17 protein-coding genes are annotated in these 25,512 nt (G+C 36.1%); 8 read left to right on the forward strand and 9 right to left on the reverse strand.

Translation table 11 applies throughout. The features are described from left to right. The first annotated feature begins 2 nt into the window (after positions 1 to 2). Both EHQ43_RS05450 and EHQ43_RS05455 read left to right on the forward strand, forming a co-directional pair. Complete coding sequence (locus EHQ43_RS05450; RefSeq protein ID WP_135739757.1) at positions 3 to 785, forward strand: CbbQ/NirQ/NorQ/GpvN family protein; 783 nt, start codon at positions 3 to 5, stop codon at positions 783 to 785. Between the two features lie 9 nt (positions 786 to 794). Continuing rightward, entirely contained in the window at positions 795 to 2,603 is a 1,809-nt protein-coding gene (locus EHQ43_RS05455; protein WP_135770314.1) for a nitric oxide reductase activation protein NorD, read from the forward strand. 12 nt (positions 2,604 to 2,615) lie between these two features. Here the strand turns inward: EHQ43_RS05455 and EHQ43_RS05460 are convergent, their stop codons facing one another. Genes EHQ43_RS05460 through EHQ43_RS05485 form a run of 6 tightly spaced genes read right to left on the reverse strand, consistent with a single transcriptional unit; the run spans position 2,616 to position 10,631 of the window. Then, entirely contained in the window at positions 2,616 to 3,842 is a 1,227-nt protein-coding gene (locus EHQ43_RS05460) for an NnrS family protein (RefSeq protein WP_135770315.1), read from the reverse strand. A 50-nt stretch (positions 3,843 to 3,892) separates the two neighbouring features. Then, positions 3,893 to 4,519 carry a Crp/Fnr family transcriptional regulator gene (locus tag EHQ43_RS05465; protein ID WP_135770316.1) on the reverse strand — a complete coding sequence of 209 codons (627 nt, stop codon included), beginning with the start codon at positions 4,517 to 4,519 and terminating at the stop codon, positions 3,893 to 3,895. 17 nt (positions 4,520 to 4,536) lie between these two features. After that, entirely contained in the window at positions 4,537 to 6,540 is a 2,004-nt protein-coding gene (locus EHQ43_RS05470) for a 7TM-DISM domain-containing protein (RefSeq protein WP_135770317.1), read from the reverse strand. Then, on the reverse strand, positions 6,537 to 8,525 hold the full coding sequence (locus EHQ43_RS05475) for a sensor histidine kinase (RefSeq protein ID WP_135739752.1): 1,989 nt from the start codon (positions 8,523 to 8,525) through the stop codon (positions 6,537 to 6,539). The genes EHQ43_RS05470 and EHQ43_RS05475 overlap by 4 nt, the downstream gene beginning before the upstream one ends. Next, positions 8,522 to 9,445, reverse strand: a complete 924-nt coding sequence (fliH, locus tag EHQ43_RS05480; protein ID WP_002973208.1) for a flagellar assembly protein FliH — start codon at positions 9,443 to 9,445, stop codon at positions 8,522 to 8,524. The genes EHQ43_RS05475 and fliH overlap by 4 nt, the downstream gene beginning before the upstream one ends. 4 nt (positions 9,446 to 9,449) lie before the next feature. Next, positions 9,450 to 10,631, reverse strand: a complete 1,182-nt coding sequence (locus EHQ43_RS05485; RefSeq protein WP_135770318.1) for a FliG C-terminal domain-containing protein — start codon at positions 10,629 to 10,631, stop codon at positions 9,450 to 9,452. 113 nt (positions 10,632 to 10,744) lie between these two features. Between EHQ43_RS05485 and EHQ43_RS05490 the strand changes: the two genes are divergently transcribed. The 5 genes from EHQ43_RS05490 to gatB all read left to right on the forward strand — a co-directional run bounded on the left by EHQ43_RS05490 (position 10,745) and on the right by gatB (position 19,374). Beyond that, on the forward strand, positions 10,745 to 12,859 hold the full coding sequence (locus tag EHQ43_RS05490) for an adenylate/guanylate cyclase domain-containing protein (RefSeq protein WP_135739750.1): 2,115 nt from the start codon (positions 10,745 to 10,747) through the stop codon (positions 12,857 to 12,859). After that, entirely contained in the window at positions 12,847 to 14,991 is a 2,145-nt protein-coding gene (locus EHQ43_RS05495; RefSeq protein ID WP_135753283.1) for an adenylate/guanylate cyclase domain-containing protein, read from the forward strand. The genes EHQ43_RS05490 and EHQ43_RS05495 overlap by 13 nt, the downstream gene beginning before the upstream one ends. A gap of 85 nt (positions 14,992 to 15,076) precedes the next feature. Further along, complete coding sequence (locus tag EHQ43_RS05500) at positions 15,077 to 16,552, forward strand: aldehyde dehydrogenase family protein (RefSeq protein WP_135770319.1); 1,476 nt, start codon at positions 15,077 to 15,079, stop codon at positions 16,550 to 16,552. 196 nt (positions 16,553 to 16,748) lie between these two features. After that, positions 16,749 to 17,852, forward strand: coding sequence for a bacteriohemerythrin (locus tag EHQ43_RS05505; RefSeq protein WP_135770320.1), 1,104 nt, complete (start codon positions 16,749 to 16,751; stop codon positions 17,850 to 17,852). A gap of 58 nt (positions 17,853 to 17,910) precedes the next feature. Further along, a complete protein-coding gene (gene gatB / locus EHQ43_RS05510; protein ID WP_135770321.1) occupies positions 17,911 to 19,374 on the forward strand; it encodes an Asp-tRNA(Asn)/Glu-tRNA(Gln) amidotransferase subunit GatB in 1,464 nt (487 codons plus the stop codon). A 6-nt stretch (positions 19,375 to 19,380) separates the two neighbouring features. On the opposite strand, the gene EHQ43_RS05515 is transcribed toward gatB, so the two are convergent. From EHQ43_RS05515 to cobT, 3 genes are read right to left on the reverse strand one after another with little or no spacing between them, the layout of a single operon-like run. Then, entirely contained in the window at positions 19,381 to 19,974 is a 594-nt protein-coding gene (locus tag EHQ43_RS05515; RefSeq protein ID WP_135753280.1) for a histidine phosphatase family protein, read from the reverse strand. Next, positions 19,959 to 20,786: an adenosylcobinamide-GDP ribazoletransferase gene (locus tag EHQ43_RS05520; RefSeq protein WP_135770322.1), complete on the reverse strand. Its 828-nt coding sequence runs from the start codon at positions 20,784 to 20,786 to the stop codon at positions 19,959 to 19,961. The genes EHQ43_RS05515 and EHQ43_RS05520 overlap by 16 nt, the downstream gene beginning before the upstream one ends. Before the next feature lie 6 nt (positions 20,787 to 20,792). Beyond that, positions 20,793 to 21,851 (reverse strand): nicotinate-nucleotide--dimethylbenzimidazole phosphoribosyltransferase, encoded by a 1,059-nt coding sequence (gene cobT, locus EHQ43_RS05525; protein ID WP_135753546.1) that lies wholly within the window; start codon positions 21,849 to 21,851, stop codon positions 20,793 to 20,795. A 163-nt stretch (positions 21,852 to 22,014) separates the two neighbouring features. Between cobT and dnaE the strand changes: the two genes are divergently transcribed. Continuing rightward, positions 22,015 to 25,512, forward strand: a complete 3,498-nt coding sequence (gene dnaE, locus EHQ43_RS05530) for a DNA polymerase III subunit alpha (RefSeq protein ID WP_135753545.1) — start codon at positions 22,015 to 22,017, stop codon at positions 25,510 to 25,512.

Below are 25,512 nucleotides of genomic sequence, written 5' to 3' on the forward strand. Positions count from 1 at the left end.
ATATGTTAACAACAAAAATTCCCTATTACGAACCAATCGGTAAGGAAGTAGAAATTTTTCAAATGGCGGCCGAGAACACTCTGCCGCTTTTGCTAAAAGGACCCACTGGCTCTGGAAAATCCCGATTTTTAGAATTTATGGCACATCAAATGGGTCGTAAACTCATCACCATATTATGCAATGATGAAACCTCTGCAGTGGATTTGGTGGGGCGATTCATTGTTAAAGGTGCAGATACCATTTGGATGGATGGCCCACTCACAATGGGAGTGAAAGAAGGTGCGATTGTGTATTTGGATGAAATTGCCGAGGCAAGGCCAGATACTCTTGTCACAATCCATTCACTCACGGACCACAGGCGAACTTTATTCATAGAACGAAAAAATGAGTCATTGGTAGCGCACCCTGATTTTTTATTGGTGGCATCGTATAATCCTGGATACCAAAAAGGATTTAAAGAATTAAAACCTTCCACCAAACAACGATTTTTAGGAATGGATTTTCCTTATCCAAAAGCATCAGTAGAAGAAAAGATCATCGTTGGAGAAACTGGAATTTCAGAATCAATATCTAAAAAATTAGTGCAGTTTGCAAATTTAGTTCGTAATAAACCTGAGTTAGGTTTGGCGGAAACTGTTTCCACAAGGTTACTCGTTTCCTGCGCTAAGTTAATATCTAAAGGGCTTCCTTCTCGTTTAGCAGGTCGTACAGCAATCATCTTACCTTTGACAGACGATGATGATACTGTTAGTGCATTACAAGATAGCTTTGATTTAATCTTTTAGGATTTCAATTTGGAATGGGATCAATTTGTATTTTACCAAGGTCATAAACTTTGGAAAAAATTGAAAACAAAACTAACTCCACCGAGTCCTTACTTTCCATATGAAATGGAAAAAGAGGAAATCAAAATCATTAAATACCTACAGACATTACGTACGGAAACTACATCCATTTTATATGGAGGTAAGGAAATTTCACTTGGACAAAATTTTTTAAAAATTCCTGAAGTGCTACATTGGTATGAGAAAGAATCGGATACAAAAAAACAAGTTCGGATCCTACTTGCCTACCTGTCATACCTTTTTAATATAAAATGTGCTTTTGGCTTTTCGGATGCAATATCACCTTTGCCTGCGAATATACAAAATAATCAAAAGAAAATCGATGCTTTAGAACAAAATGTGTTTGGCTTACTATCATTTTACACTCATTTCCGTTCTTTCTTAAAAGTATTTCCAGGTGCCAAAACTGATTGGAAAGAGATTCAAAAGGAAAGATTGTCTCTTCGTAAAAGAGATCCTAAACAATATGTAAGTATTATATCATATTTTTATAATGCGTCTTCCTTTCTTACTAATACACGTATGAACTTTCCTACTGGGAAAGATTTTGTATCTGCAAAACAAAAACAAAACGTTTCATCCAAAGAATCTAAACATAAATTGAACCCCATTGAAGCTGAAATTTTAGAAGTAGATGAGAAAAAAATCGAGGAATATACGTTAGGTCACAATTTTGAAAAAATTGAAACGGTAGAGGAGTTTGATGGACAATGGAGAGACATTGATGGGGAAGAAGATATGGAGGAAGAAGAAGCCCTACAGGAACTCAATCTAAAACACATTATCCGAACCGAAGACCCCATACACACTACAAGAACAAGTGAGTCAGGTTCTGGCACATTATCAGAAATTTTAGACGATACGAGTAATGAGAATCCTTACTTATATTCTGAATGGGATTATAAACAAAAAAAATATAAACCAAATTATTGCACAGTGGCAGAGGAGTTTCCGAAAGTCATTGATCCAAAGTATACTGCTGATGTATTAGAAAAACAACGACGTATACTACTTTTATTAAAGAAAAAAATGACAGCATTACTTAACCAAACACGTATTAAAAAACGATTGGTCTCGGGAGCAGATATTGATTTAGATGCACTTGTTGATCGGTATGCTGACTTAAAAGCTAAAAAAACTCCATCAGAAACCATTTATATGAATCCTATTCGGGATGTATCAGACATTACATTGTATTTTTTGGTAGATCTCAGTTTGTCTACTGACTCTTGGATTCATGACAAACGTATTTTAGATGTGGAAAAAGAAAGTTTGTTATTATTTTCTGAATGTTTGGAAGAGTTGAAAATTCCTTTTGGCATTGCAGGTTTTTATTCTAGAACAAGAAATCACAATCAGTTCATTCACCTCAAACAAATGAATGAACCTTGGTTGGGTGTTCGGGATCGATTGGGTCCTTTATCACCCATCGGTTATACGAGAGTTGGACCTTCTCTTAGGCATGTTAATGAGATTTTAAAGAAAAAAAGTCATAGACAAAAATGGATCATCTTAATCACGGATGCACGACCAAATGATTATGACCAATACGAAGGAAAGTATGGGATTGAAGATGTAAACAAAGCTGTAGGTGAATGTTTGTTAAATGGAATCCAAGTGTATACTTTAGCAATTGGAACTGAGGAAAAACCAACCATTCCCTCTATGATGCGAAATGCAAGCTATCAAATGTTATTCCATCCTGAAAGACTCCTTGATTCTTTACAGGAATTTTTTAGACGAGCCATTCGCATATAAACGCTAAATTGCTTATGAAAGTTTTCCATCTGGCCGTTTCGAAAAAAGGATTTTCGAATATTGAATCAAAAATAGTAAAAAACAAATCATCCAGCCAATCCCTGATATATAATATGCATATTTAAATTGATGGAACAATGGTAAAATTACTCTGATAAGAACGGATAGATTGAGTAATACATATGCAAAAACTGTTAAAGGTGAAGCGACAATCGATCTACCTGTATGGCCCAAACTCACTCTTGTGATCATCCCATAAATGAAAACTCCAAGTCCGCCAACAGTGAGGCTATGAATTGCAGAAGACACTGGAAATAAATTAATGCCTGAAAGACTATACAATAAAAATCCAATACATACCCAAAAGTATCCAAGATACAAAATCCAAAGGATTGGTTTTTTGTAAGATTTCCATGGTTTCCAAGAAAGATAACGAATGGTATTAGCAACAAATAATAAAAAACAAACAATAGATGAAACCAAAATGAATATTTGGAAATCTCGTTTATGGAAAAATGGTATACTACCCCAATTTGTATTTCCAAAATAACCTTGTATTAGTTTTGCGAAATAAAATAGAAACGGTAAATAAACTAGAAGTGTTTCTATTTTTGGCATACGTTTGAAAGTATATCCTTGGATCACAACTCCAGAAAAAAAAGGAACCACACGTCCACCTATGATGAGAATTAGAAATAAAACAACGAAGATACTAAGATGTATATAGAGTAGGGTATGTTCAGAATATAGAATTGAATACGCCGATAATGTACTCAAAATATGAAAGACAGTGAAAACTACATAATGGTATAAAATGGGCCGGTTGTGTTTCTGGGTAGGAACGATTAATTTCGGAAGAAGTAAATATATAACTAAGATGTCTGAACAAATATCAAATCCAAAGGATAAGTATCCAAAAATTCCAAATGAATAAAAAGAAAACCTTCCTAATAACCAAAACATAACTAGATAAAAAAGGTTTTCACCTTTTAATATCGTAGTATTTGTCCAATTTTGAACTGCAGTGAATAAAAAACCCAAAACAATTGCTTTGGTAAAACCAAAAACCATTTCATACGAATGCCAGTAGATTGAATTAATTTGAATTGGATTTGTAATTATATTCGAAAGTACGAATAACCATAAGCCAAGAATGAGGGTTCCATATACGGAACCAAACCAAAAGAAAGGACGAAATGCAGTGTTCCAAAAGCTGAATTGAAAAAAAGAATTCTTCATACTTCGATACTAATCAAAATTAGTATCATTTCCTTGATGCAAATCAATTACTATGCTAAAATTTTCAATAGACCTTCTTTATCGAGGATTTTAATTTCCCCTCTTTGAGTATCAACCAAACCTTGGTCTTTAAGCTGTTTCAAGATCCTAGAAAAAGTTTCAGGTCTAAGGTATAATAATGAAGCCATTTGAGTTTGTTTTAAGGCGAGAGAATCTGGAGTTCCATAAAATAAAAAATGAGCTACTCGTTGCATGGCATCCATGGTCAACCCACGATTGATTGCCAGGTTTAAAGTTTCAATTTTATTCATCAAGGAGTGCATTAGAATATGGTTAAGTTCAATATTCGAGTTTAATCGAGTTTGAACTTCAATAAGCGGCATTCTAATGATTGTACTTGTTTTTGTAAATCTGGCAGATGCAGGGTAAGGAATCCCTTGGATGACAGCCCATTCAGCTATGATACTCACTGGTCTAAAAAAAGTTAATGTTACTTCATTCAAATTTCCATCATATTTAAAAACCTGAAGATCACCATTTACTAAAAGATCCATATAGGCAACATCATCACCTGAATGGAATAAAAATTCGTCCTTTTCGAATGATAGTTCTTTGCATCCAGAAAATGCTTTTAGCAATGATTCTGGACTAGGATTTGTAATATATTTTTTGATCATTGAAGAGATTAAGATATTTACTTTTTCTTTTTAAAGTTTGGAATTTTAATTTCAGTTTCTTTTAAAAATTTCCAAATGCGTTTTAAAGTGACTCTCCAATCTTCTTTTTCTGATTTTTTCGAATTGATATTCGGATTTGATGCGATTTTAGATTCTTGAATAGGTTGTAATTCTGAGACAGGTACAATTGCTGCTATTCCTAAATCAATTTTTAAATACTTTTTTTTGATAATTTTGAAATCAATTTTAGCACCTAACAAACGCACAATTTCTAAGATAATTGCCCACTTAACTTTGATAGGTGTTAATTGATTGTAATTTTCAGATAATTCGTTAAATAACTTTTGCGCAACTTTTGAATTGTTATGAAAAAGTAAAAAACGGAAATGAACATTGCCTTTTAAGTCCTGAGTTATAATTAAGTCATTATGATTGAATTCTTTGAACGGTGGAAAATCTACGAGACGTACGACTACAGAATTGATTAAATCTAAACTATTATGAATTTCGGTTTCAGGATTTACTTTGATTGAGTAAGTAATATCATCTTCAGGGATTACATCATTGATAAATGAAATAAAGTTCACCTGTTCTTTAAATGGAACTTCTTTCAATACTTCTAATCTGGAAAGTTCGATAATATCATCCATCACATTGTCTATCGACGATTGGACTTCAATTACTTCTTTTACAAGGTTTTTATCTTTTGTTTTTTGGTTGGACTCTCTGTAGGCTGCAAGTTTTTCCTTCATTAACTTCAGTGGCCCTGAAATCATCGCATCCATATAAAAAAATATTTTTTCTCTAAGTGAATCTGCTTCTTTTAATCTTTCATATCGATTCTGAAGTTTTCGTTTCATCATCAAAAATTGAAAACGAAGTGCTAAGGTCATCAAAATCAAATACACTAAAAAGCTGGTTTCAAGCGAAGATGGAGAATTTAAATAACCTCTTTCAATTAGAATTTCTTTTAGAATTGAATAAAGTAAGTATACTAGAGCCAACAAATGGATCGTAGATCCTCTTTTTTGTTCTCGAAACTTTATAATGGTTACGTAAATCGCATAACCGATCACAGCAAGTAGATGGATATCCCAATATCCAATAAAATTATACCAAAACACTGGGTTTTGAATGATCAGAAATACAGCGATAAAGAAAAACTGAAACAATAAGTAGATTCTTTGGTATTTGAATAGTTTTAATTCAAAAAAATCTTGGATAAATTGAATAAAACCATACGGTAGTATTAATAAAAACGAATATTCCAGAAATTTTAAAACGGCGAAATGATTAAAAATTAAAAATCGGACTTCGTTTTTGCAAAGTTCATAACCGGAAAAGATAAGTGCTAAAACACTGAAACTAAGGTATTCTTTTTTATCTCGTAAGTTAAAGAAATTGATAAAGAAAAATAATGCGATGAATAAATAGAATCCAACAAATATGAGTTCTACCAATGAATCATATAAGTTACCATTTAGGGCTTCTTCATATGTAAGAATTCGAATTGGGCCAGTGATGATACCTGCTGATGTGGATAATGAAGAATCAATTTTAATAATAAGAACATTTTCACCTTCGAGCAATAAATCGTGAGGGATTGGATAAATTCGAGGTCTACCAAAAGCATATTCTTCTGGGTCTTTACCGAAAGCAGAGTTATTTTTGCCAATGAGAACTCCATTCACAAAAACTTCATCGGATTGGTATACTTTTCCCAATTGAAGTGCTAATGATTTTTGGTGTTGTTCCGTGGTAATTTCAAAACTTTTTCTTATCCAAATGGATCCTCTATAAGATTTGTTTATGTTGCGAAAATTATTAGGAACCGTTATGATATCTAAATTATTCGGATTGAATTCTGGATTTAGAAGATCTGCATTATCATTGAAATAAATTCCCCAGTCTTCTCCGTCTAGCCTTAGTACGACGGTGTTTTCGTCTGTTGTACGAGAACAATTGAACGAAATCAAAAATAGAAAAAATAAGAGAATACGATAGAATGGTAAGGATTTCATTTTTTTGGCTTTTCTGGGATACGAATTGTAAACTTAGCTCCCATTCCTTCGCTTGATTTTAAACTAACAGTACCCGATAAAAAGTTTGTAGAAGCTTCAACTAAAGTTAAACCAATTCCTGCTCCTGGAATTTCATTTTTTTTGTCTCGGTATCCTCTGACAAATTTTTGGAAAATTGTTTCCATTTCCAATTGGCTAAGACCCATACCTTCATCCATTACAATCAATTGATGAAAGCCATCTCGATTATAAAACTCTATATGAATATCAGTTTTGGGATCAGTGTATTGGTATGCGTTTTCGACTAAATTTCTTAAAATACAGAAAAATAATTCTTTTGGAAAATAAATTTCCAAATCATTTGGTCTCACATCAATAAAAGCATTTTTTCTATGTTGACCTAGATGATTTTCAACACTAGCAACGCAATTTTTAATCAATTCAGAAACAGAAAAAGTTTCATAAAAAGGAATATATGTTTTTTCCTCTAGTCGCCTGAGTAATATTGCTTCTTCGACCATATAACTCATGTATGATATGTGGTCTTCAGCTTGTTTGATCGGATCTCCACTTTGTTTTGGAGTAGAAACAGTTTTACTTTTTTTCTTAGCAGCTTTTTTGGTAGATGGTTTTGTTGCTTCTTTAACTTGCGATTTACCCTGATTGGTTGTAATATTATCAATCGCAGTTTTGATTTTTTCCATTCCGGATTTAAATTCTGAAGACAAGTTGATGAGAAAGCCAGTTTTTACCCTTTCCATTTGGATGAGTTCTTTTTCTTGGCCTATATAGTTTTCCAATCCTAGAACGATATCATTCGACAATTGAATCGAAATCATAACTAAGAATATTAAGAATCCTAAGTATAAAGTTCCTGGCATCGAAATAATAATCTCTAGTGCAGAAAGACTATCTATTAAGATCGTAGGTAATAAACATGCGATTCCAATTAAAATAAATTTTACTTTTTTAATATTTCTAGTTCCGTTTTTAACAAACAAATAAATCACAAGTCCCATTGCAATCGGTAAGGCATAATTGAAGAGTGCAATGACTAATATCCATGTCTTAGGATTTCTAAAGAATAAAGTGATGATAAATAAAACTGAAAGGAATATTTCATATACAAGTAATACCATATTTCGTTTCATTTTTAGGTATTGGTGCATAAAGTTGATGAAAAAAACAGGTAAACATATGAGAACTAAGAGCTCTACAACATAAGACCATGTAAAACTTTGGAATAATATATCTCGGTGCTGGGTTCGAATGAGAACATAAATACCCATAAAAATGGAAAAGAGTGCAAAAAAGAAATTTTCACCGGCTCTACCGCGAACAATGGAACCTACTAAAAAGTAAATTCCCATAAAAATAAAAACATACCCACATACCATAGCAAACAGTTCTTTTGAGAAAACTGATTCACGTAACAAACGTTCTTTGGCTATTGTAGGTGCTTCTTTTAGCCCATTCAAATTGGTAGCAGCATAAATCCGAATTGCCATTACATTTAAACCAGGTTTTAGTAAATGGGTTGGCAGAGAATAGATTCTAATCTTTTGAAAATCAACTTCCATTCTAGGAAGTACAGATCCAGTTTTATCAATCAAAGTTCCATTGAGGTAAAATTCATCAATATCACGAATTCGCCCTAATTGGATAGCAATTGGTTCGACTGGAGTTGTATAATTGTCAGGTAAATAAAATGAACAGCGATACCAATGATATCCTGTTAGGTTCTCGGTTTTAGATATGCCGTAATCTGGGACAGATCGTTTTACCCAAAATGTTTCCTCAACTGACTCATCACGCCAATCTAAATTGTCACCTTTGCGAAAATACCAATCTGATTTTAGAACTATAGGTTTTTCAAAAGAGGAAATCATGGTTCCACAAGGTTCAGCCACCAAACTGAAAACAGTTGGTGAAAAAAACAAAGAGAACCCAAATAAAAATTGGAATAAACGGGCTTTCGAAATCATATTGGTTCTACGTTTCGAATTGCCTCTTCGATTTCTTTGAGCTGAGTAGAAATCCTTGCGTCGATAGCTCCCACATCTGTTTCGATGATCACACCACCACGATCCACTCTTGAATCTTCGTAGATATTTACCTTTCTGAGTGATTCCATTAATTTGATGAGTTCATCTTTATGAGCAGTTGTCAGTTCAAGGTCAGCGAAGTTCACACGAATATCGATACGATCTCGATCTTTAATTCGTTTCATCGCCTCTCGAATATTATTGAGTACAATTTCTTTACGTTCAATGATTTCGTCTTTGATTACTTTTCTAGCAATCACAAGAATCATCTCTACCATTTGTTTTTCGGAAGCAGCAATCATTTCTTCACGAATATCAATTGCCTTTCCTATGATGGTTCCCAATCGGTCAATAAGTCGTCTCACTTCCCCTTGGCCTTTTTTGAATCCAACTTCACGACCTGCATCATACCCTTTTTGGTATGCCTCGTGTTCGATCTCAGCCTGTTTCATTTCAGCTTCTTTGATCATACGTTCGACTTCCATCTTCGCACGATCTAAGATTTGTTCCGCTTTAGCACGACCAGAGTCTTCTTCTAGTTTGATTTTTTCTTTAGAATCTTGGACCATTTGGAAGGCTTTGGTCCTTCCTTCTTCTTCAATGGCCTTCGCTTGTTTTTTTGCGTCTTCTAATAATTGGCGTACTTGTTCTTCAGTTTCTTGGCGATACCTTTGGAGCTCCGCTTCGATCTCTTCAATCGATGGACCTTGGTATTGTTCGATGATATTCCCTTCTTGGTCTATCTCGAAGTCTTCTTGTTCATCAGTTTTATGAAATTTTTTGTACTTATCAGGAAGTTGGATTTCAACTTCTTCTTGTAAGTCGGCAATTTGAATGGGTTTAAAAACTAGTTTTGCCATATCCTTACTTCAATCTCCAAAGTTTCACTTTGCCTTCATCCATTGCTTCCCGCAAACGATCCAAGATTCCCTTTTGGGCTTCTTCAATCTCTGCTAGTGAAACAGGACCTAACGAATCCCATTCGATCTTTATCTCTTTCACAAGCCAAGATTCCAAATTGGAATATACCTGGTCACGAAATTCAGTCTCTACCCCTTTTAGCGCACATGCAATGACAAGAGGGTGGATCTCGGAAAAAAATCGAGTGAGACTTGTCCTTCCTAAATGAAGGAGGTCTTCCAAACGAAAGTAGTGTTCTACTATAGTTTCGGCATATTCTGGGCTTTTTTTCTGAATTCGTTCAATTAAATTTTGAGATGGCAAAAAAGGAAGTCTTGTCAGGATTTCACCGGCGGTTTTGGCTTTCCGGCTTCGGATTTTGGAGACCGGCATTTTTTTCTCGATCAGTTCCATTTTGAATCGTAGGAAACGTTCTAATTGGTCCCTTTCTCTGTCGGAATGGAAATCGATTCCAGCGAGTGCCAAAATGACTTCTTCGCGGAGGGATTCTGGGTATTCCGCTAGCACTTCCGATGCGGTTTCTGGATCCGAAAAACTCAGAACTCTTGCCACCACCTCTGGTGATTCATCTGAACTTAGGTTTCGTAACATCTCCGTTGAAAACTTTGGGAGTTCTGCCCAAATTGGTCCAACCCGCTTGGCATCTTCTTCTTTTAGAATTTCTTCAATTAATGAGTACAGTTCATTCGATTCCGGCGGTTCTTGTGCACTGTTGGCTCCATTCGGCATTTCAAGATTGCGGGAAACATTGTAAACATTCCCATTTCCACCAGTGATTGGTGTTTTTCCTTGGGAAAACTCGGTTTTCATACCATTTTCATTTGGATATCCGTGGGATGTGGGATTCCCATAAGGAATCGAAGTAGAAACAGTGCTACCCATGCCGCGAACCGCTGGGTTTGGTTTCCTTTGGTTTGACTGGATTCCTTTTTTTTGAAGGAAATTGGTGAAAGATAATAAGATGTCTTTTTCTTGGCCTTTGGTTGGTGAAGGGTTCGTTTCCACTTTCAACAACAAGGATTCAATTTCGGAATCTGTTAAATGGGCGAACACTTCATCCGGTAGGTACTGGCCTAAAATTTGGTATGCAAGCGCAGCTTTGTTGGGTCCGGAAGAAGATGCCATTTAGGAGACATAATAGCTTAAGGAGTACTTCGTACAAACTAAAAAATATTATTTTTTTCATTTTGAAAACTTCCTTTCCAAATAACCGTCGGAAATGTCTCTGAAGGTTAGGGATGACCCTTCAGAATCGCATCACTCTTTGTCTCGTTTTTCTAACCATGTCATGCCAACTTGTGTCTCCATCCCAGGAGATAACATCTGGAACGTTGGACCTCCGGTTGTTCCCATGGAAAACGGGAAAGGCAATCACACTCCATGGAGAGTGGAAATTTTATCCAAATGAATTAGGGGAGATTGCACCTGATGCGAATTATACTTTTTTGCCTGTGCCAGCACTTTGGAATGAAGTGCCACTTCGTTCCGGGCTAATAGATGGCAAAGGTTATGGTACGTATGTATTAGATATTCTTCTTCCGAGTGATTTGCAGATTTATTCTTTGTATTTACCAGAAGTGAGAACAAGTTTTCGAGTAACTGCTGCTAATCGAACATTACTGTCGGGCCTACCTGGCAAAGATAAAAGCTCAACGATTCCAAGTGCACAAGGACAAAGTTTTACTTTTGTCACAAAGGATCACATCCAAATCAAAATTGAAGTCAGCAATTTTCATCACAAGGAAGGTGGGCTACCGAACGTTCCCATTTTTGGAACAGCAGAAACTGTTCAAAACTATATTTTGGCAGAAAGTACGGTAGACATAGCCCTTACAGGTGCCTTGTTTATGTTTGGTTTGTATCATTTTATTTTGTTTTTCTATCGTAACAAACAAAGAGAAGCATTCTATTTTGGATTCTTTTGTTTGGTATTTGCGATACGTTTACCATTTATAGGAAGTAAAACCATCTATGCAATGTTTCCCAATATCCCTTGGGAACTTGTGATTTATGTAGAATATGCTTCCGTTTTTGTTTTGGGAATTTTGTTTTTGTGGTTTGTTGATGGTCTGTTTCCTCGTTTCATCGAAACCAAAATCATTCGATACTTTAGTGCCTTTGTTCAATTCATTCTAGCATATGGACTTATCATCAAACCTGAATTTTATACTGAGTTTGAAGTTGTATTCCAAGTATTGGGAATAGTATTCGCAGTATTTTTAGGAATACGTTTGTACCAGATGGTGGTGAAGGGATTACCTGATTCACATATATTCTTTTTGGGATATCTGATATTGTTTTTTGGATTTGCGTATGATGTATTCCTTGCGTATGCAGGTGAAGGTGAATCATCCTTATCCCAAATTGCTGTGTTTTTGTTCTTTGGTGTACAATCCACAATAGTTACACTACGTACGGAAAGGACCTTCCGAAAAAAAGTACTTTTGAAAGAAGAGTTCGAATCGATCAACGAACAATTCATCCTTACAAATAGATTCTTCGCAAAATTCATTCCAAGAGATTTTTTAACCCATTTAGGAAAAGAAAGTATCGAGGAAGTGAAGTTAGGTGACAGTAGTGAAAGGGAAATGACCGTTTTGTTTGCGGACATTTGGGAATATTGGGATATCATTTACTCCATTCCTCTCGAAAATCGAATTTTGTTTACCAACTCCTATTTAGGTAGAATCGGACCTTGTGTAAGAAAAAACAATGGTTTCATTGATAAATACATCGGTAGTGCTGTGATGGCACTCTTCGATGGTGGAATCCAAAATTCGATCAAAGCTGCCGAAGACATTCAGTGGGAATTGGAAAAATACAATGAGAGGCGAAGGGGATTTGGTTATTTGCCATTACATGCAGGCATTGGAATCCATTCAGGCGATACTATGCTTGGGATTTTAGGGGAAGAAGAAAGATTAGAGTCCACAGTTATTTCCGATACAGTGAATTTAGCCAGTCGTATCCAAGGATTAACAAAAAAATATAATGCAAGAATTCTTGTGAGTTTAACCTCACTCATGTTACATGAAGATTTGGATACAATTCCCTATCGAATTTTAGATTTTGTTCGAGTCAAAGGCAAACAAGAAACTGTGATGATTGCTGAAGTTTTAATTCCAGGAATTGACTCTATTTCCGATCAGAAAATTGCTTACAGAGAACAATTTGAAGCGGCCATATTTGATTATGAGAGAGCAGATTTTGTTTCAGCTTTAAATGGATTTCGAGAAGTACATACAAACAATCCGGAAGACATAGCCGCTCAAATTTATATCGAAAGGTGTGAATATTACCAAACAGCTGGAGTTGGACAAGATTGGGATGGGGTTTCTGCATGGGAAAAATAAAACCACTCCAATCATTTCTTTTGATTGTAATTTCTATTTTATTTTTTGGTAATTCTTGTGATTTTAAGAAAGCGAAGGATGCAGAAAAAGGATATTTTGAAATTCCAGATTCCTATATTCAAAAACATAAAAAAATATCATTAAATGGAGAGTGGGAATACTATTGGAACGAATTGTATGGAGAGTCTTTATTTCAAAAAATAGAAGAGAATAAACGAGCCTATGTTAAGGTTCCATCTTCATGGAACTCCAGTCGACCTGAAGGTGAGGGAGGGGATGGGTATGCTAGCTTTCGTTTGGTAGTGAAAGTTCCAGATCCTAACATTCGTTATTATTTAAGAGTACAACCTGCAACAAGCGCTTATGAGTTGTACATCAATCGCCAAAAAATTGCTTATTCAGGTGTTGTTGGTACAGACGAACTGTCTGCAAAACCAAAATACCAAATCCAGTATGTATCTTTTCAACCAGAATCTTATGAGCAAGAAATCATATATGTTGTGAGTAATTTTCACCATGCTCGAGGTGGATATCGCAAACCCATTGAAATGGGTACCAAAGAAGTCATCCAAAATGAATCATTAATGTATTCCGCTGGTGAAGTTTTTGTTTTTGGTGCGATGCTTACAATGGCACTTTACCAACTCACTGTGTTTTTCTTTCGTCGTCAGGAGAAAAGTTCGTTATTCTTTGCTTTTTTTTGTTTATTCACAGGAATAAGATTAGTTGTCTTAGATAATTTTTATATTATCTATGCTTTTCCAGATTTTTCTTGGAATTGGATGCAAGTATTGGATTATACTTCTGCTCCACTTCTTGTTTGTTTTTTCTTAAGTTATTTAAGAAGTTTATTCCCTGGTAAATCAGAAGTGCCGGATTGGATGTTAAAATTTTGTTGGAGTTTTAGCATTGTATATGTTTTGTTTGTGATACTCACCGATCCAAAACTCTTTACTACAACGAATATTATCTCACAAGTTTTTATTTTATTTTTTAGTGTTTGTTCCTTTTACGTAATTCTCAGGATATACCGTCAGAGAAAACGTGATAGTAGTTTGGTTTTTTACGGATCTCTCATATTGATGTTAGGATCAACTCACGATTTGATGGCTGGTAATTATTGGTTCCAAGCACAACCTCTAATGCCTTTTTCATTGTTTGTATTTTTTCTGTTCCAAAGTATTTTACTCGCAAGAAGGAATGCTCGTTTTTATTCCTCAATGGACACTTTGACGACTGAACTCATTGAAGTGAACAATCGACTTGAATCATCTAACCAAGTTTACTCAAAATTCGTTCCTTTGCGACTCATCCAATTGTTTTCTAAAAAAGATGAATCAAAGGTAAAACGCGGTGACTTCATTGTTAAACATATGTCTGTTTTATCTTCTGATATTCGCGATTTTACTGCGATATCAGAAACACTGAGTCCTGAAGAAACTTTTTTATTTTTGAACGATTATCTCAGACAAGTTGGTCCTATCATTCGCTCTCACAATGGTTTTATTGAAAAATATGTTGGAGACGCCATCTTTGCTTTGTTTGAGAAGCAACCAGAGGATGCCCTCTCTGCCGCAATACAAATGCACAAAACTATCGATAAGTGGAATAAGGCTAAGCATAACCATCGTGTTGGTGAAATTCAAATTGGTGTTGGAATTCATTTTGGCGAATTGATGTTAGGAATTGTTGGAGAAGAACAACGAATTGAATCGGCTGTATTATCTGATTCCATGGGTGTCGCCAATTCCTTGGAATCAATGACCAAAAAATATGGGGCTAAGATTATTTTAAGTTTGGATGCACTTTTGGAATTGAAAGAACCAGATTCTTATCCGCATCGATTATTGGATTTTATAAAAATACCAGCCAAACAGAAGTTAATTGGTATTGCTCAAGTTTTGGTAGAAGGTGTGGAAGAATCCTTTTCCTTAAAAATCCAAACCAAAGAACAATTTGAGGAAAGTGTCAATTTGTTTTGGGATGGAGACTTTGGTGCTGCGGAACTTGGATTTTCTAAGGTACTAGAGAGGGATCCATCCGACAAAGCCGCTCTACTTTATTTGGAACGAGCCAAACTTTACGTGCAAAATGGCCCTCCCCCAGGGTTCGGGAAGGGTTTTTTGGCATAAAAAAGACATAGAATCGCCTAGAATCTCGAAAAAGTTCTTGAATTCCCTCTCTAACTGAACGAGAGTCAGTAATACGGAGATTCCCATGACCCAAGCTACTCTTTCTTCGGCAAATGTTAGTAACACAGCCGTCATCCAAACCAAAAGTTTTACTCCCAAAGACATCGATAGAATTTTTAAAGCACAAAAGAAAAAAGCTCTCGAACTTCGTTTGACGAATTTCAAAACACGAATTCAAAAACTAAAGAAACTAAAAGACGTTGTTTTAAAATACCAAACAGAAATACAAAAAGCTCTCCATTCTGATTTTAAAAAATCTGCAGGGGAAGTGGATATCACAGAAATTTTACCTACAATTGCTGAAATCAACGATGCAATTCGACACATCAAACATTGGATGCGCCCAAAGAATGTGATGACACCTCCGACACTTCTTGGTGCCACAAGTAGAATTGTGTACGAACCAAAGGGTGTTTGTCTCATCATTGCTCCTTGGAACTACCCATTCCATTTAGCCATTGCACCTCTTGCTGCAGCGATTGCTGCTGGAAACACAGTGATGTTAAAACCATCAGAATTTACACCTAATACAGCGAATGTAATCAATTCAATGTTAGGTGAGATTTTTTCAGAAGAGGAAGTTGCAGTTTTTGAAGGGGATGTTAGCGTTGCGACTGCTCTTCTAGAGATTCCCTTTGATCACATTTTTTTCACAGGTTCCACTCCTGTTGGTAAAATTGTAATGGCTGCAGCCGCAAAAAACCTTACGAGCGTTACCCTTGAGTTAGGTGGAAAATCTCCTTCAATAATTGCTGAAGATGCAGATCTAAAAGTAGCGGCTGAAAGAATTATGTGGGGAAAGTTTTTAAATGCTGGGCAAACTTGTGTAGCACCTGATTACCTACTCATTCCGGAATCGAAAGTAGAAGAGTTTGTAAAACACGCAAAAGATACAACGGAAAGTTTCTTTAAATCAAAACCTGAGAATTTTGCGGCTAGTACAGATTTTTGCCGGATTGTGAATGCAAAAAACTTTTCGAGAGTTTCTTCCTATATTGATGATGCTGTGAAAAAAGGAGCAAAAATTGCTTATGGTGGTGAGGTAAGAAGTTCTGATAACTTTATTGCACCAACTATCCTAAATCACGTTCCTCTTGATTCAAAAATCATGGAAGATGAAATTTTTGGACCATTGCTCCCTATTGTCACCTATAAATCGTTAGATGATGCAATACATATCATCAATGAAAGACCAAAACCATTGGCATTGTACATATTTACTAAAAAAAGGAGCACTTCTAAATATGTACTTCGAAGAACAAGTTCAGGTGGTGCAGTGATTAACGATGTGATTTTACACCTTGTGAATCCAAATTTACCATTTGGTGGAGTAAACCATTCTGGGCATGGTAGTTATCATGGAATTTTTGGATTTAAAACTTTTTCTCATGAAAGATCTGTTTTACAAACACCAAAAGCATCCATTGCAAAATTGATGTATCCACCTTACTCTGGTTTTGTGAGATTGATGGTTAAATTAACAACTAAATTTTTTGTTTAATAACGATTAAACTCCTTCAAAATCCAATCACTCCCGGGGAACTCTCGGGGGTGACTTCCTAAAAATCACTACAATACTAAATTAAAAACTCTTTGGTAAAAAGATATTTTGTTTGATTCTAATTCACTGATAAATATCAACCTGGGTTTTTCCTCAATTGGTGTGACAATACCGGTGAGCCTTTTTTTGTGGAATCATGCAAAAGGATTCTTCCGCACATTTAGATTCTCTTCGAATCACATGGTTAAGTGAACCATTTCACCTTGGAATTCCCATCATTGACCTCCAACATGTGTGGCTTGTTCATATCATATTGGAATTAGAAGAGGAGATAGTAGATGCAGAAAAAAATGATACAGATGTGGAAGTCCATTCTTCATTTCGAAAGGCACTAGATTACGTTGCTGAACACTTTGCTCTCGAAGAAGATATATTAGAACATTTTAATTACCCTAATTTTAAAGAACATGTACAAGGTCATAGAAAATTTGTAGAAAAACTCACAGAAAAATACTATGAAGCTAAAAATAGCCAAATGGCTGCCCTTGGGATTTTGCAAATTTTAAAAAAATGGTTATTCCAACATATCTTACATGATGATACAGATTATGCTGAATTTTTTAAAGCGTCAAATGTTGATTTGAAATCATATTGCAACCAAATATTGAAATCAGGTAAATATCCAATTTCAAAAGAACAACTTTTGATTTATCAAAATATTGTTCAAATGGATACAACAACTATATCACTACATGAACAATCAATTGATACAATCCAAGAAATTAGAAACATTTGGAAAACATATAATTTATCGACTGGAATTCCCATTATCGATTTGCAACATATCTGGTTGTTAAAGATGATTGTAGAACTTGATCACTCATTAAAGTTAGGTGATGGATCAAGCGAAACATTCCATAAGGTGATCGCAGAAGCGATAGAGTATACTAAAGATCATTTTAGTGTGGAAGATAAAATTATGCGATATTTTCGGTATACTGATGTTGTCCAACATATGAACCAACACAAACGGTTTATTGAATTTATCAAAATGAGAAATGATGAATACAAATTAGGAAATCCAAGGGTGGGATTACATTTAGTGCAGGATCTTAGGAATTGGTTACTTTCTCACATTGCTTTAGAAGATAAAAAAATTGGGATAGCATTTGAGGCGAGAGTGCGGGAACTTTCCGAGTTCACAAAAAAACTCCATCAAACTGGCGAAATTGGCATCTCTCGTGAGCAAAAAAATCTCTACAAATTGGTTTTACAATCAGCCCCAGACCCACTGGATTAAAATCTGACGGAATTTGAATTGCCAGGTTCATTTTCTGTGAAAATCCTGTTATCATACCATGGAATACGAAGTCATCATCGGTCTGGAAGTCCACGTCCAGCTCAATACCAATTCAAAAATATTTTCCACTGCCACAAACGAATTTGGTGGTAGCCCCAATACTCATATTTCGCCATTATGTGTTGCACTTCCCGGCACCTTGCCAGTGTTAAATGAAGTGGTACTTGAAAAAGCCGTGAGAGCTGGTGTAGCTCTTGGATGTGAAATCACACAGTTTACAAAATTTGACCGTAAAAATTACTTTTATCCTGACTTACCTAAAGGGTATCAAATTTCGCAATTTGATAAACCGTATGCTACTAAAGGTGGAATTCATATCCAATTGAAAGGTGAGAAAGAAGAAAAGTTTCTTCCTCTCACACGGATCCATATGGAAGAGGATGCGGGTAAACTCATCCATTCACATGATCCTTCTATCAATCGTTCGTATGTGGATTACAACCGAGCCGGAACACCTCTCATTGAAATCGTTTCCGAACCAGACCTTCGTTCATCAGATGAAGCATATGTTTACTTAAATGAATTAAAAACCATTCTCCGTTACATTCAAGTTTCCGATTGTAATATGGAAGAAGGGTCCCTCCGTTGTGATGCAAACGTATCCATTCGTCCAAAAGGAGAAAAAGGATTTCGCACACGAGTTGAGATTAAAAACTTAAACTCATTCAAAGCCGTAAAACAAGCGATTGATTATGAAGTTGAATGGCAAAAAGATGTGTATTCTCGCGGAGAGTCATTCAAACAAATGACAAAACTTTGGGATGCAACCTTACTCAAAACTATTCCAATGCGCTCAAAAGAAATGAGCCATGATTACCGATATTTTCCTGAACCAGATCTACCTACGATTCAAATTTCGGATTCTTTTATTGAAGAGATCCGAAAAACTCTTCCTGAACTCCCTAGACAAAAAAAAGAACGTTATAAAACTGAACTTGGACTTCCGGAGTATGATGCAGAAGTTTTAACAAGTGAACGTGAAATTGCAGAATACTTTGAAGAGGCATTGGTCATATCAGGTGATGCAAAAAAAACTTCGAATTGGGTCAAAGATGAAATATTAGGGATTGTGAATAAAGAAAATATCTCAATCCAAGAATTTGCAATTGATCCTGTTCGAATTGGTAAACTTGTGAAACTCATTAACTCTGGTGAAATCACAGGAAAAATTGCCAAAACTATTTTTGAAGATATGTTAACTTCAAAAGACCAACCAGAAACTATCGTTGAGAAAAAAGGTCTGAAAGTGGTACGTGATGACAAAGCCCTCGAAGAAATTGTCATACGTGTGATAGAGTCACAACCCGAATCTGTGGAAAGTTGGAAAAATGGAAAAGACCGAGTCCTCGGTGCCATCGTTGGTGGAGTGATGAAGGAAACAAAAGGGAAAGCCGATCCAAAACTTGTAAACGAATTGATTCTTGCCAAGTTAGGCCCGTTAGGTGAAAAAAAGAAGGTGTAAACCTTCTTAGATTTCTAGTTTATGAACAGATCCAAATTCCACTGGGGATTTAAATGCTTCCTCATGTGGAATTCCTTGAAGCCGACAAAACATTGCCCGAATGGGTCCTGAATGACAAACAACAATCAACACATTTAATTTTTGTTTGTTTGTCTCTTCCCATCTTTGTCGTAAGATTCCATTTTCTTTCCAATCATCCAAAAACAAGTCCACTCGGTGGATGAGGTCAGTAAAGGCTTCTCCATTTGGTGTTCTGGCATTCACAAAATCCTTCATCCAGGGAACGGTTTCTTTTCTGGGAATTTCTTCCCAAAGTTTTCCATCCCAATCACCGAAATTCATTTCTAACAATCGTTCATCGGTGTGAATCTCTATGACTGATCGGTTTTGTTCAAGATAGTATTTGTTGTAGAGGGCATTTGCCAGTTTTAAAGCGCGTGGGGCGGGGCTAGTAATAAAATGATTAAAGTTAGGTGGCAGATAAGAGAAGGTAACATCTGCCGTGTCTTCTACTGGGTATTTGAGTGGGAAATCAGTTCTACCATAACAAGTTCCTTTTGGGGCAATGGTTTCTGGATGGCGAACTAGATAGAGGTCCATAAAAACACTCCTGAAATCCAAATACAAGTTTCAATCACTTGTTGGACAGCACCCAAACAATCTCCTGTAAACCCTTGGATCCATCTTTTCATCAACGAAAACATATATACATAACTTGGAATGATACAAAATAAACTGAATAAAAAATTGGGATGTAAATACACTAAAGTCAAATATGGGATCACTCCAAATAGACTTGCAAAGAGGATTTGTGGCCAAGTGATTTCCTTTGCCATCGGTTTTGCATACCCTTCTTCCTTTGCATATGGTAATAATTTCATCATAAACACAGATAAAAATCGACTGAAACTATGTGCAGATACAAAATACAACCAAACACTGAGCAATTGAAATTGAATTTTGGCATTCAACATAAAGTTAAATCCATTTTTTTCATACAACTGAAACGATTCTGAAACTCCCAATACTTTTAACAATACAAGGAGTGAGATTCCAACAGCGCCAAAACTACCCACACGACTGTCTTTCATGATCCTTAGGATATCTTCACGTTTCCATCCACCACCAATCCCATCACAAAAATCAGAAAAACCATCTTCATGAAAGGCACCGGTTAGGATTAGCAAAAAACCAACCGAAATCGTAAATGAAATCGTTGTTCCAAATAAAAATTGGAATATTAAAAAAACAAACAACTGTAAGCTGCCAAGTAAAATGCCAACAGTAGGTGAATATTTAATCGATTGGTGTAACCATTCTTCCTTAAAACCTACCCAACCTGGTGAAGGGATTCTTGTGAGAAAAGACATACAAACAAAAAACAATCGAATTTCTAAAAGGATGAAATTCATTTTAGATTAAGCCTTTGTATCAGAATCACTAACTCCCGCGTCGGCAAAGGATGCCATTTCATTCAAAAATTTAACACTAAGTTCAATAAGTGGGTAAGCGGCCAAAGCACCACTCCCTTCCCCTAATCTTAAATTGAGTGTTAGAAGTGGCCTAATTTGATAATGATTTAAGACAATGATATGACCTTCTTCATCTGATACATGAGAAAAGATTGCATAGTCTTTCACAGTAGGGCTTAGATGATATGCTAGTAAATAGGCAGCTGTCGTAATGAATCCATCTACGATAAAAAGATTTTGTTTGGATGCGGCTCCGAGCATAGCACCTGCCATCATGCCAATTTCAAAACCACCAAACTCTGAGAGGATTTCTAATGGATCACTTAGTTTTCCTGTTCTTTGGTATGCTTTTTCTAAAATTTGGAGTTTGATGTTTTTTCCTTCAGGATTGAGACCAGTTCCTTTGCCCACCAATTTTGAAAGTGGAATTCCTGTTAGATGAGATAAAATTAATGAGGCAGAGGATGTATTGCCTATCCCCATTTCTCCAAATAAAAATACATTGGTATCATTGTATTTTTTATCAGAAATTAAATTGATACCGTTTTGCAAAGATTGTGAAGCTTCTTCTTTAGTCATTGCAGAAGTTTTTAAAAAATTAGAAGTACCGTTTCTGATTTTTATTTGGATCAACTGATTCGTTACATCATCCCAATCATGATCCACTCCCGCATCAACCACTTCTACATCGATATCACTGTGTTTGGCAAAGACATTGGCACAAGCACCACCACGCAAAAAATTAAACACCATTTGCCACGTAACATCTTTAGGATAAAGTGATACAGGTTCCTCCGTGATTCCATGGTCACCAGCAAACAAAATGAGTTTCGGATTTTGTAATTTTGGAGTCATGGTGTTTTGGATTTCTGCGATTTGTTGTGCTACTGATTCCAAAGCGCCCAAAGAACCTAATGGTTTTGTTTTGGTATTGATTTTTACACGAATTTGGTCTCGCAAAACGGGAGTTACTGGGGAAATTTTTGGTAGGGAAAATAAGGACATAGACAAAACCAGTTTATCGATTGGGTCTATGGCTTCCATCGTTTTTGGGCTTGGATGGATTTGGCAGGTTTGGGAATTGGCATTTTGGGCTGAAAAAAATCGAAAATCCTTCCCTTCGGGCGCTTTACGTACGAAGGCATCGGCTTTACTATGTCACCAAGCCATGGAAGATTTTGCCCACCTGCATCTACACACTACTTATTCCATGTTGGATGGTGCCATCAGAATCAGTGATTTGATGAAACGAGTGAAAGAACTTGGCATGAGTTCTGTCGCCATCACAGACCACGGGAACATGTATGGTGCGATCGAGTTTTACAAAGAGGCAGTCAAACACGAAGTAAAACCTATCATTGGTTGTGAGTTTTATGTAACACCATCTCGAAGTGCAGAAACAGAGTTAGATGAAATTGCAGATGGAGGTGCTTACCATATCATTCTCTTATGCAAAAATGAAGTTGGATACCAAAACATCATCAAACTGGCAAGTCGTTCTTTCACAGAAGGATTTTATCGTAAACCACGAATTGATTATGATCTGTTAGAAAGACATAGCGATGGACTTGTTTGTTTGACGGCATGCCTTGCCGGTGAAGTCAATAGAAAAATCCTAGAAGGAAAAGAAGACAAAGCGTATGCGTTAGCTGGTCGTTTGCACGAAATCTTTCGCAGAGAAGATTTTTATATGGAAATCCAAGACCACGGAATTCCAGAACAAAAAATTGTCGCAGAAGCTGTCATTGGATTTTCGAAACGAACTGGTATCCCACTAGTCCTTACCAACGATTCTCACTTTTTAACAAAAGATGATAGAGAAGCTCAAGACATCCTATTACGCATCGGAATGAGAAAAAACATTGATGATGAAATGCGATTTGGGTTCAATCAAAACTTCTATGTGAAATCTCCTGCTGAGATGAAAGAACTTTTTCCCAATCACCTTGATGCATTTTATAATACACTTGCAATTCGCGATAAATGTTCTCTCAATTTTCAATTTGGAAATCCTTTACTACCTGCTTTTGAAGTTCCTCCCGGTTATGATACAGACAGTTACTTAGAAAAACTGGTTTGGGAAGGGATTGTAGAAAAATACAAAGAGATTACCCCAATTGTCAAAGAAAGAACCGAATTTGAAATGCAAACCATTCGGAATATGCATTTCGCAGGTTATTTTCTCATTGTACAAGATTATATCAATTTTGCAAGGCGAACGGGAATCCCTGTAGGACCTGGTCGTGGTTCGGCAGCTGGTTCGATCATCGCTTACGCTCTTGGAATCACAAACGTAGATCCAATTCGTTACAATTTGCTCTTCGAACGATTTCTAAATCCAGACCGAAAGGATATGCCTGATATCGATACAGATTTTTGTGTCGAACGCCGAGAAGAAGTGATCAACTACATCAAACACCGGTATGGTGAAAATCGAGTAGGGCAGATCATTACCTTTGGATCACTTGCAGCAAAAGCAGCTATCAAAGACGTAGCACGTGTTTTTAATGTTCCTTTTTCAGAAGTTAACGAGATGAGTAAATTGTTCCCGAAAAAATTGGGAATCACAATCCAAGAAGCAGTAGAAACTTCAAAAGACCTGCGTGATATTGCTGAAAAATCAGAATTAAACAAAAAAGTATTCTCCATTGCCCAAAAACTTGAGGGTAACTATCGTCAGGTGGGAAGACATGCTGCTGGTGTTGTCATTGCACCAACTGCTTTGGAAGAAATTGTTCCGCTATCAACTGTTAGTGAGCCGGGAAGAGATGGTCGCTCCATTGTCACTCAGTACGACAAAAATATGTCGGAACAAGTGGGTCTCATTAAAATGGATATTTTAGGTCTAAAAAACTTAACAACAATCCATCACGCTACTCAACTCATTCAAAAACGCCATGGCATTTTACTTGATTTGGATAAAATTCCTTTAGATGACCCGGCTACTTTTAGTTTATTGCGGAAAGCAAATGTTCTCGGTATATTCCAGTTAGATTCTTCCTCAGGGATCCGTGATTTATTTGCGAAAGCTCAAGTGCAAAAATTTGAAGAAATTGCCGCCTTGCTTGCGTTATACCGACCTGGACCGATGGGATCCGGGATGTTGGATGATTATTTAGATCGTAAGAACGGTAAGAAAAAAGTAGTATTCCCTCATGAAAGTTTAGCGGAAGTCTTAGGTGAAACTTATGGTGTCATCGTTTACCAAGAACAAGTAATGGGTATTTCAAGAATCATGGGTGGATTTTCCGTCGGAGATTCGGATGTTCTTCGTAAGGCGATGGCAAAAAAAGACAAATCCAAACTGCCAGCCTTAAAAGAAAAATTTGTTAAAGGTGCCGTCGAAAAAAAGATTAACGAAAAGTTAGCAACCGAACTCTTCGAACAATTAGAGAAATTTGGTGAGTACGGATTTAATAAGTCCCACTCGGTAGCTTATGCATTTGTAACTTACCAAACAGCATACCTAAAAGCAAATTATTCGATCGAATATTTAACTGCTTTGTTGTCAGGGGATCATTCCAAAATCACTGATGTAGTAAAATACATTAACAACGCCAAAGAGATGGGAATTCGAATCCTCGGTCCTGATTTACGTGAATCAGGAATTTCCTTTGAAATCACTGACGACAAAACGGTTCGTTTTGGATTATCATCAATTAAAGGTGTTGGGGAACTGGCCGCTCAAAATATCATCCACAATCGAAATGAACTTGGTGGTTATAAACAACTGAGTGATTTTACAAAAAAATTGGATACTCGTTTGGCCAATAAAAAAGTTTTAGAGTCACTAGCACAAGGTGGTGCATTTGATTCTTTTGGTTATTCGAGAAAAACAATTTTTGAATCTACAGATATTATTCTAAATTATGCGAACAAAAAACAGGCAGAAGAAAAAGAAGGTCAATTTTCTTTGTTTGGTGGTGCCAATGGTGGCACTGAAGAAAACTTAAATTTACCAAAAGATGGAATCGAATGGAGTGGAGACGAACTTCTTAGAAGAGAGAAGGAAACAACAGGTTTATATTTATCTGGCCACCCATTGGATAAATTTACTGAACAATTAAAAACACTTAATCCAACTTCCATCGAAAACTTAGAAGAAGTCCGACCAAAATCAAAAGTTGAAATTGCAGGTGTCCTTTCTAAGAAAGTAGTCAAACTCACTAAGAAAAAGGAAGAGTTTGTAAACTTCATGTTGGAAGACCAAACTGGTGAGATAGAATGTGTTGCCTTCCCAAAAACCTATGCAGAATTCAAACATCTGTTTACCGAAGACAATACAGTTTTTATCAAAGGAATTCTGGAGCGAATAGATGCCGACGAATCTGAGTTAAAAGGTCAGATCATCGTCAATAAACTTGAAGAATTAAACTCTGTAACCATTGAGAAGAAAATGGAAAAAACACTCCATTTGACGATCAATATGAAAGAGGATAAAAACAGAGATGTGATTTTAAAACTTCAGGACATCCTTTCTGTTCATAGAGGTGCTTCATCGGTATTTTTTCATTTGGTTGGAAACGGAGATGAAAAAAAAGTCATACGTGCTCATGATCATTTCTCCATCGAGATCACATCTGATCTTATGAAAATGTTAACCGATATTTTAGGGAAAGGTGCTGTTCGTTATACAGTAGGGGAAGAAGTGAGAGTATACGGGTAA

The sequence above is a fragment of the Leptospira bouyouniensis genome (assembly GCF_004769525.1).
GTDB classification, from domain to species: domain Bacteria; phylum Spirochaetota; class Leptospiria; order Leptospirales; family Leptospiraceae; genus Leptospira_A; species Leptospira_A bouyouniensis.

Bases quoted from the DNA above. Each gene is read 5' to 3' on its own strand.
- dnaE (WP_135753545.1), top strand. From the start codon at position 22,015: ATGGAAGATTTTGCCCACCTGCATCTACACACTACTTATTCCATGTTG.
- EHQ43_RS05465 (WP_135770316.1), bottom strand. From the start codon at position 4,519: ATGATCAAAAAATATATTACAAATCCTAGTCCAGAATCATTGCTAAAA.
- EHQ43_RS05500 (WP_135770319.1), top strand. From the start codon at position 15,077: ATGACCCAAGCTACTCTTTCTTCGGCAAATGTTAGTAACACAGCCGTC.
- fliH (WP_002973208.1), bottom strand. From the start codon at position 9,445: ATGGCAAAACTAGTTTTTAAACCCATTCAAATTGCCGACTTACAAGAA.
- EHQ43_RS05450 (WP_135739757.1), top strand. From the start codon at position 3: ATGTTAACAACAAAAATTCCCTATTACGAACCAATCGGTAAGGAAGTA.
- EHQ43_RS05475 (WP_135739752.1), bottom strand. From the start codon at position 8,525: ATGATTTCGAAAGCCCGTTTATTCCAATTTTTATTTGGGTTCTCTTTG.
- EHQ43_RS05490 (WP_135739750.1), top strand. From the start codon at position 10,745: ATGACCCTTCAGAATCGCATCACTCTTTGTCTCGTTTTTCTAACCATG.
- cobT (WP_135753546.1), bottom strand. From the start codon at position 21,851: ATGTCCTTATTTTCCCTACCAAAAATTTCCCCAGTAACTCCCGTTTTG.
- EHQ43_RS05470 (WP_135770317.1), bottom strand. From the start codon at position 6,540: ATGAAATCCTTACCATTCTATCGTATTCTCTTATTTTTTCTATTTTTG.
- EHQ43_RS05515 (WP_135753280.1), bottom strand. From the start codon at position 19,974: ATGGACCTCTATCTAGTTCGCCATCCAGAAACCATTGCCCCAAAAGGA.
- gatB (WP_135770321.1), top strand. From the start codon at position 17,911: ATGGAATACGAAGTCATCATCGGTCTGGAAGTCCACGTCCAGCTCAAT.
- EHQ43_RS05520 (WP_135770322.1), bottom strand. From the start codon at position 20,786: ATGAATTTCATCCTTTTAGAAATTCGATTGTTTTTTGTTTGTATGTCT.
- EHQ43_RS05505 (WP_135770320.1), top strand. From the start codon at position 16,749: ATGCAAAAGGATTCTTCCGCACATTTAGATTCTCTTCGAATCACATGG.
- EHQ43_RS05485 (WP_135770318.1), bottom strand. From the start codon at position 10,631: ATGGCATCTTCTTCCGGACCCAACAAAGCTGCGCTTGCATACCAAATT.
- EHQ43_RS05495 (WP_135753283.1), top strand. From the start codon at position 12,847: ATGGGAAAAATAAAACCACTCCAATCATTTCTTTTGATTGTAATTTCT.
- EHQ43_RS05460 (WP_135770315.1), bottom strand. From the start codon at position 3,842: ATGAAGAATTCTTTTTTTCAATTCAGCTTTTGGAACACTGCATTTCGT.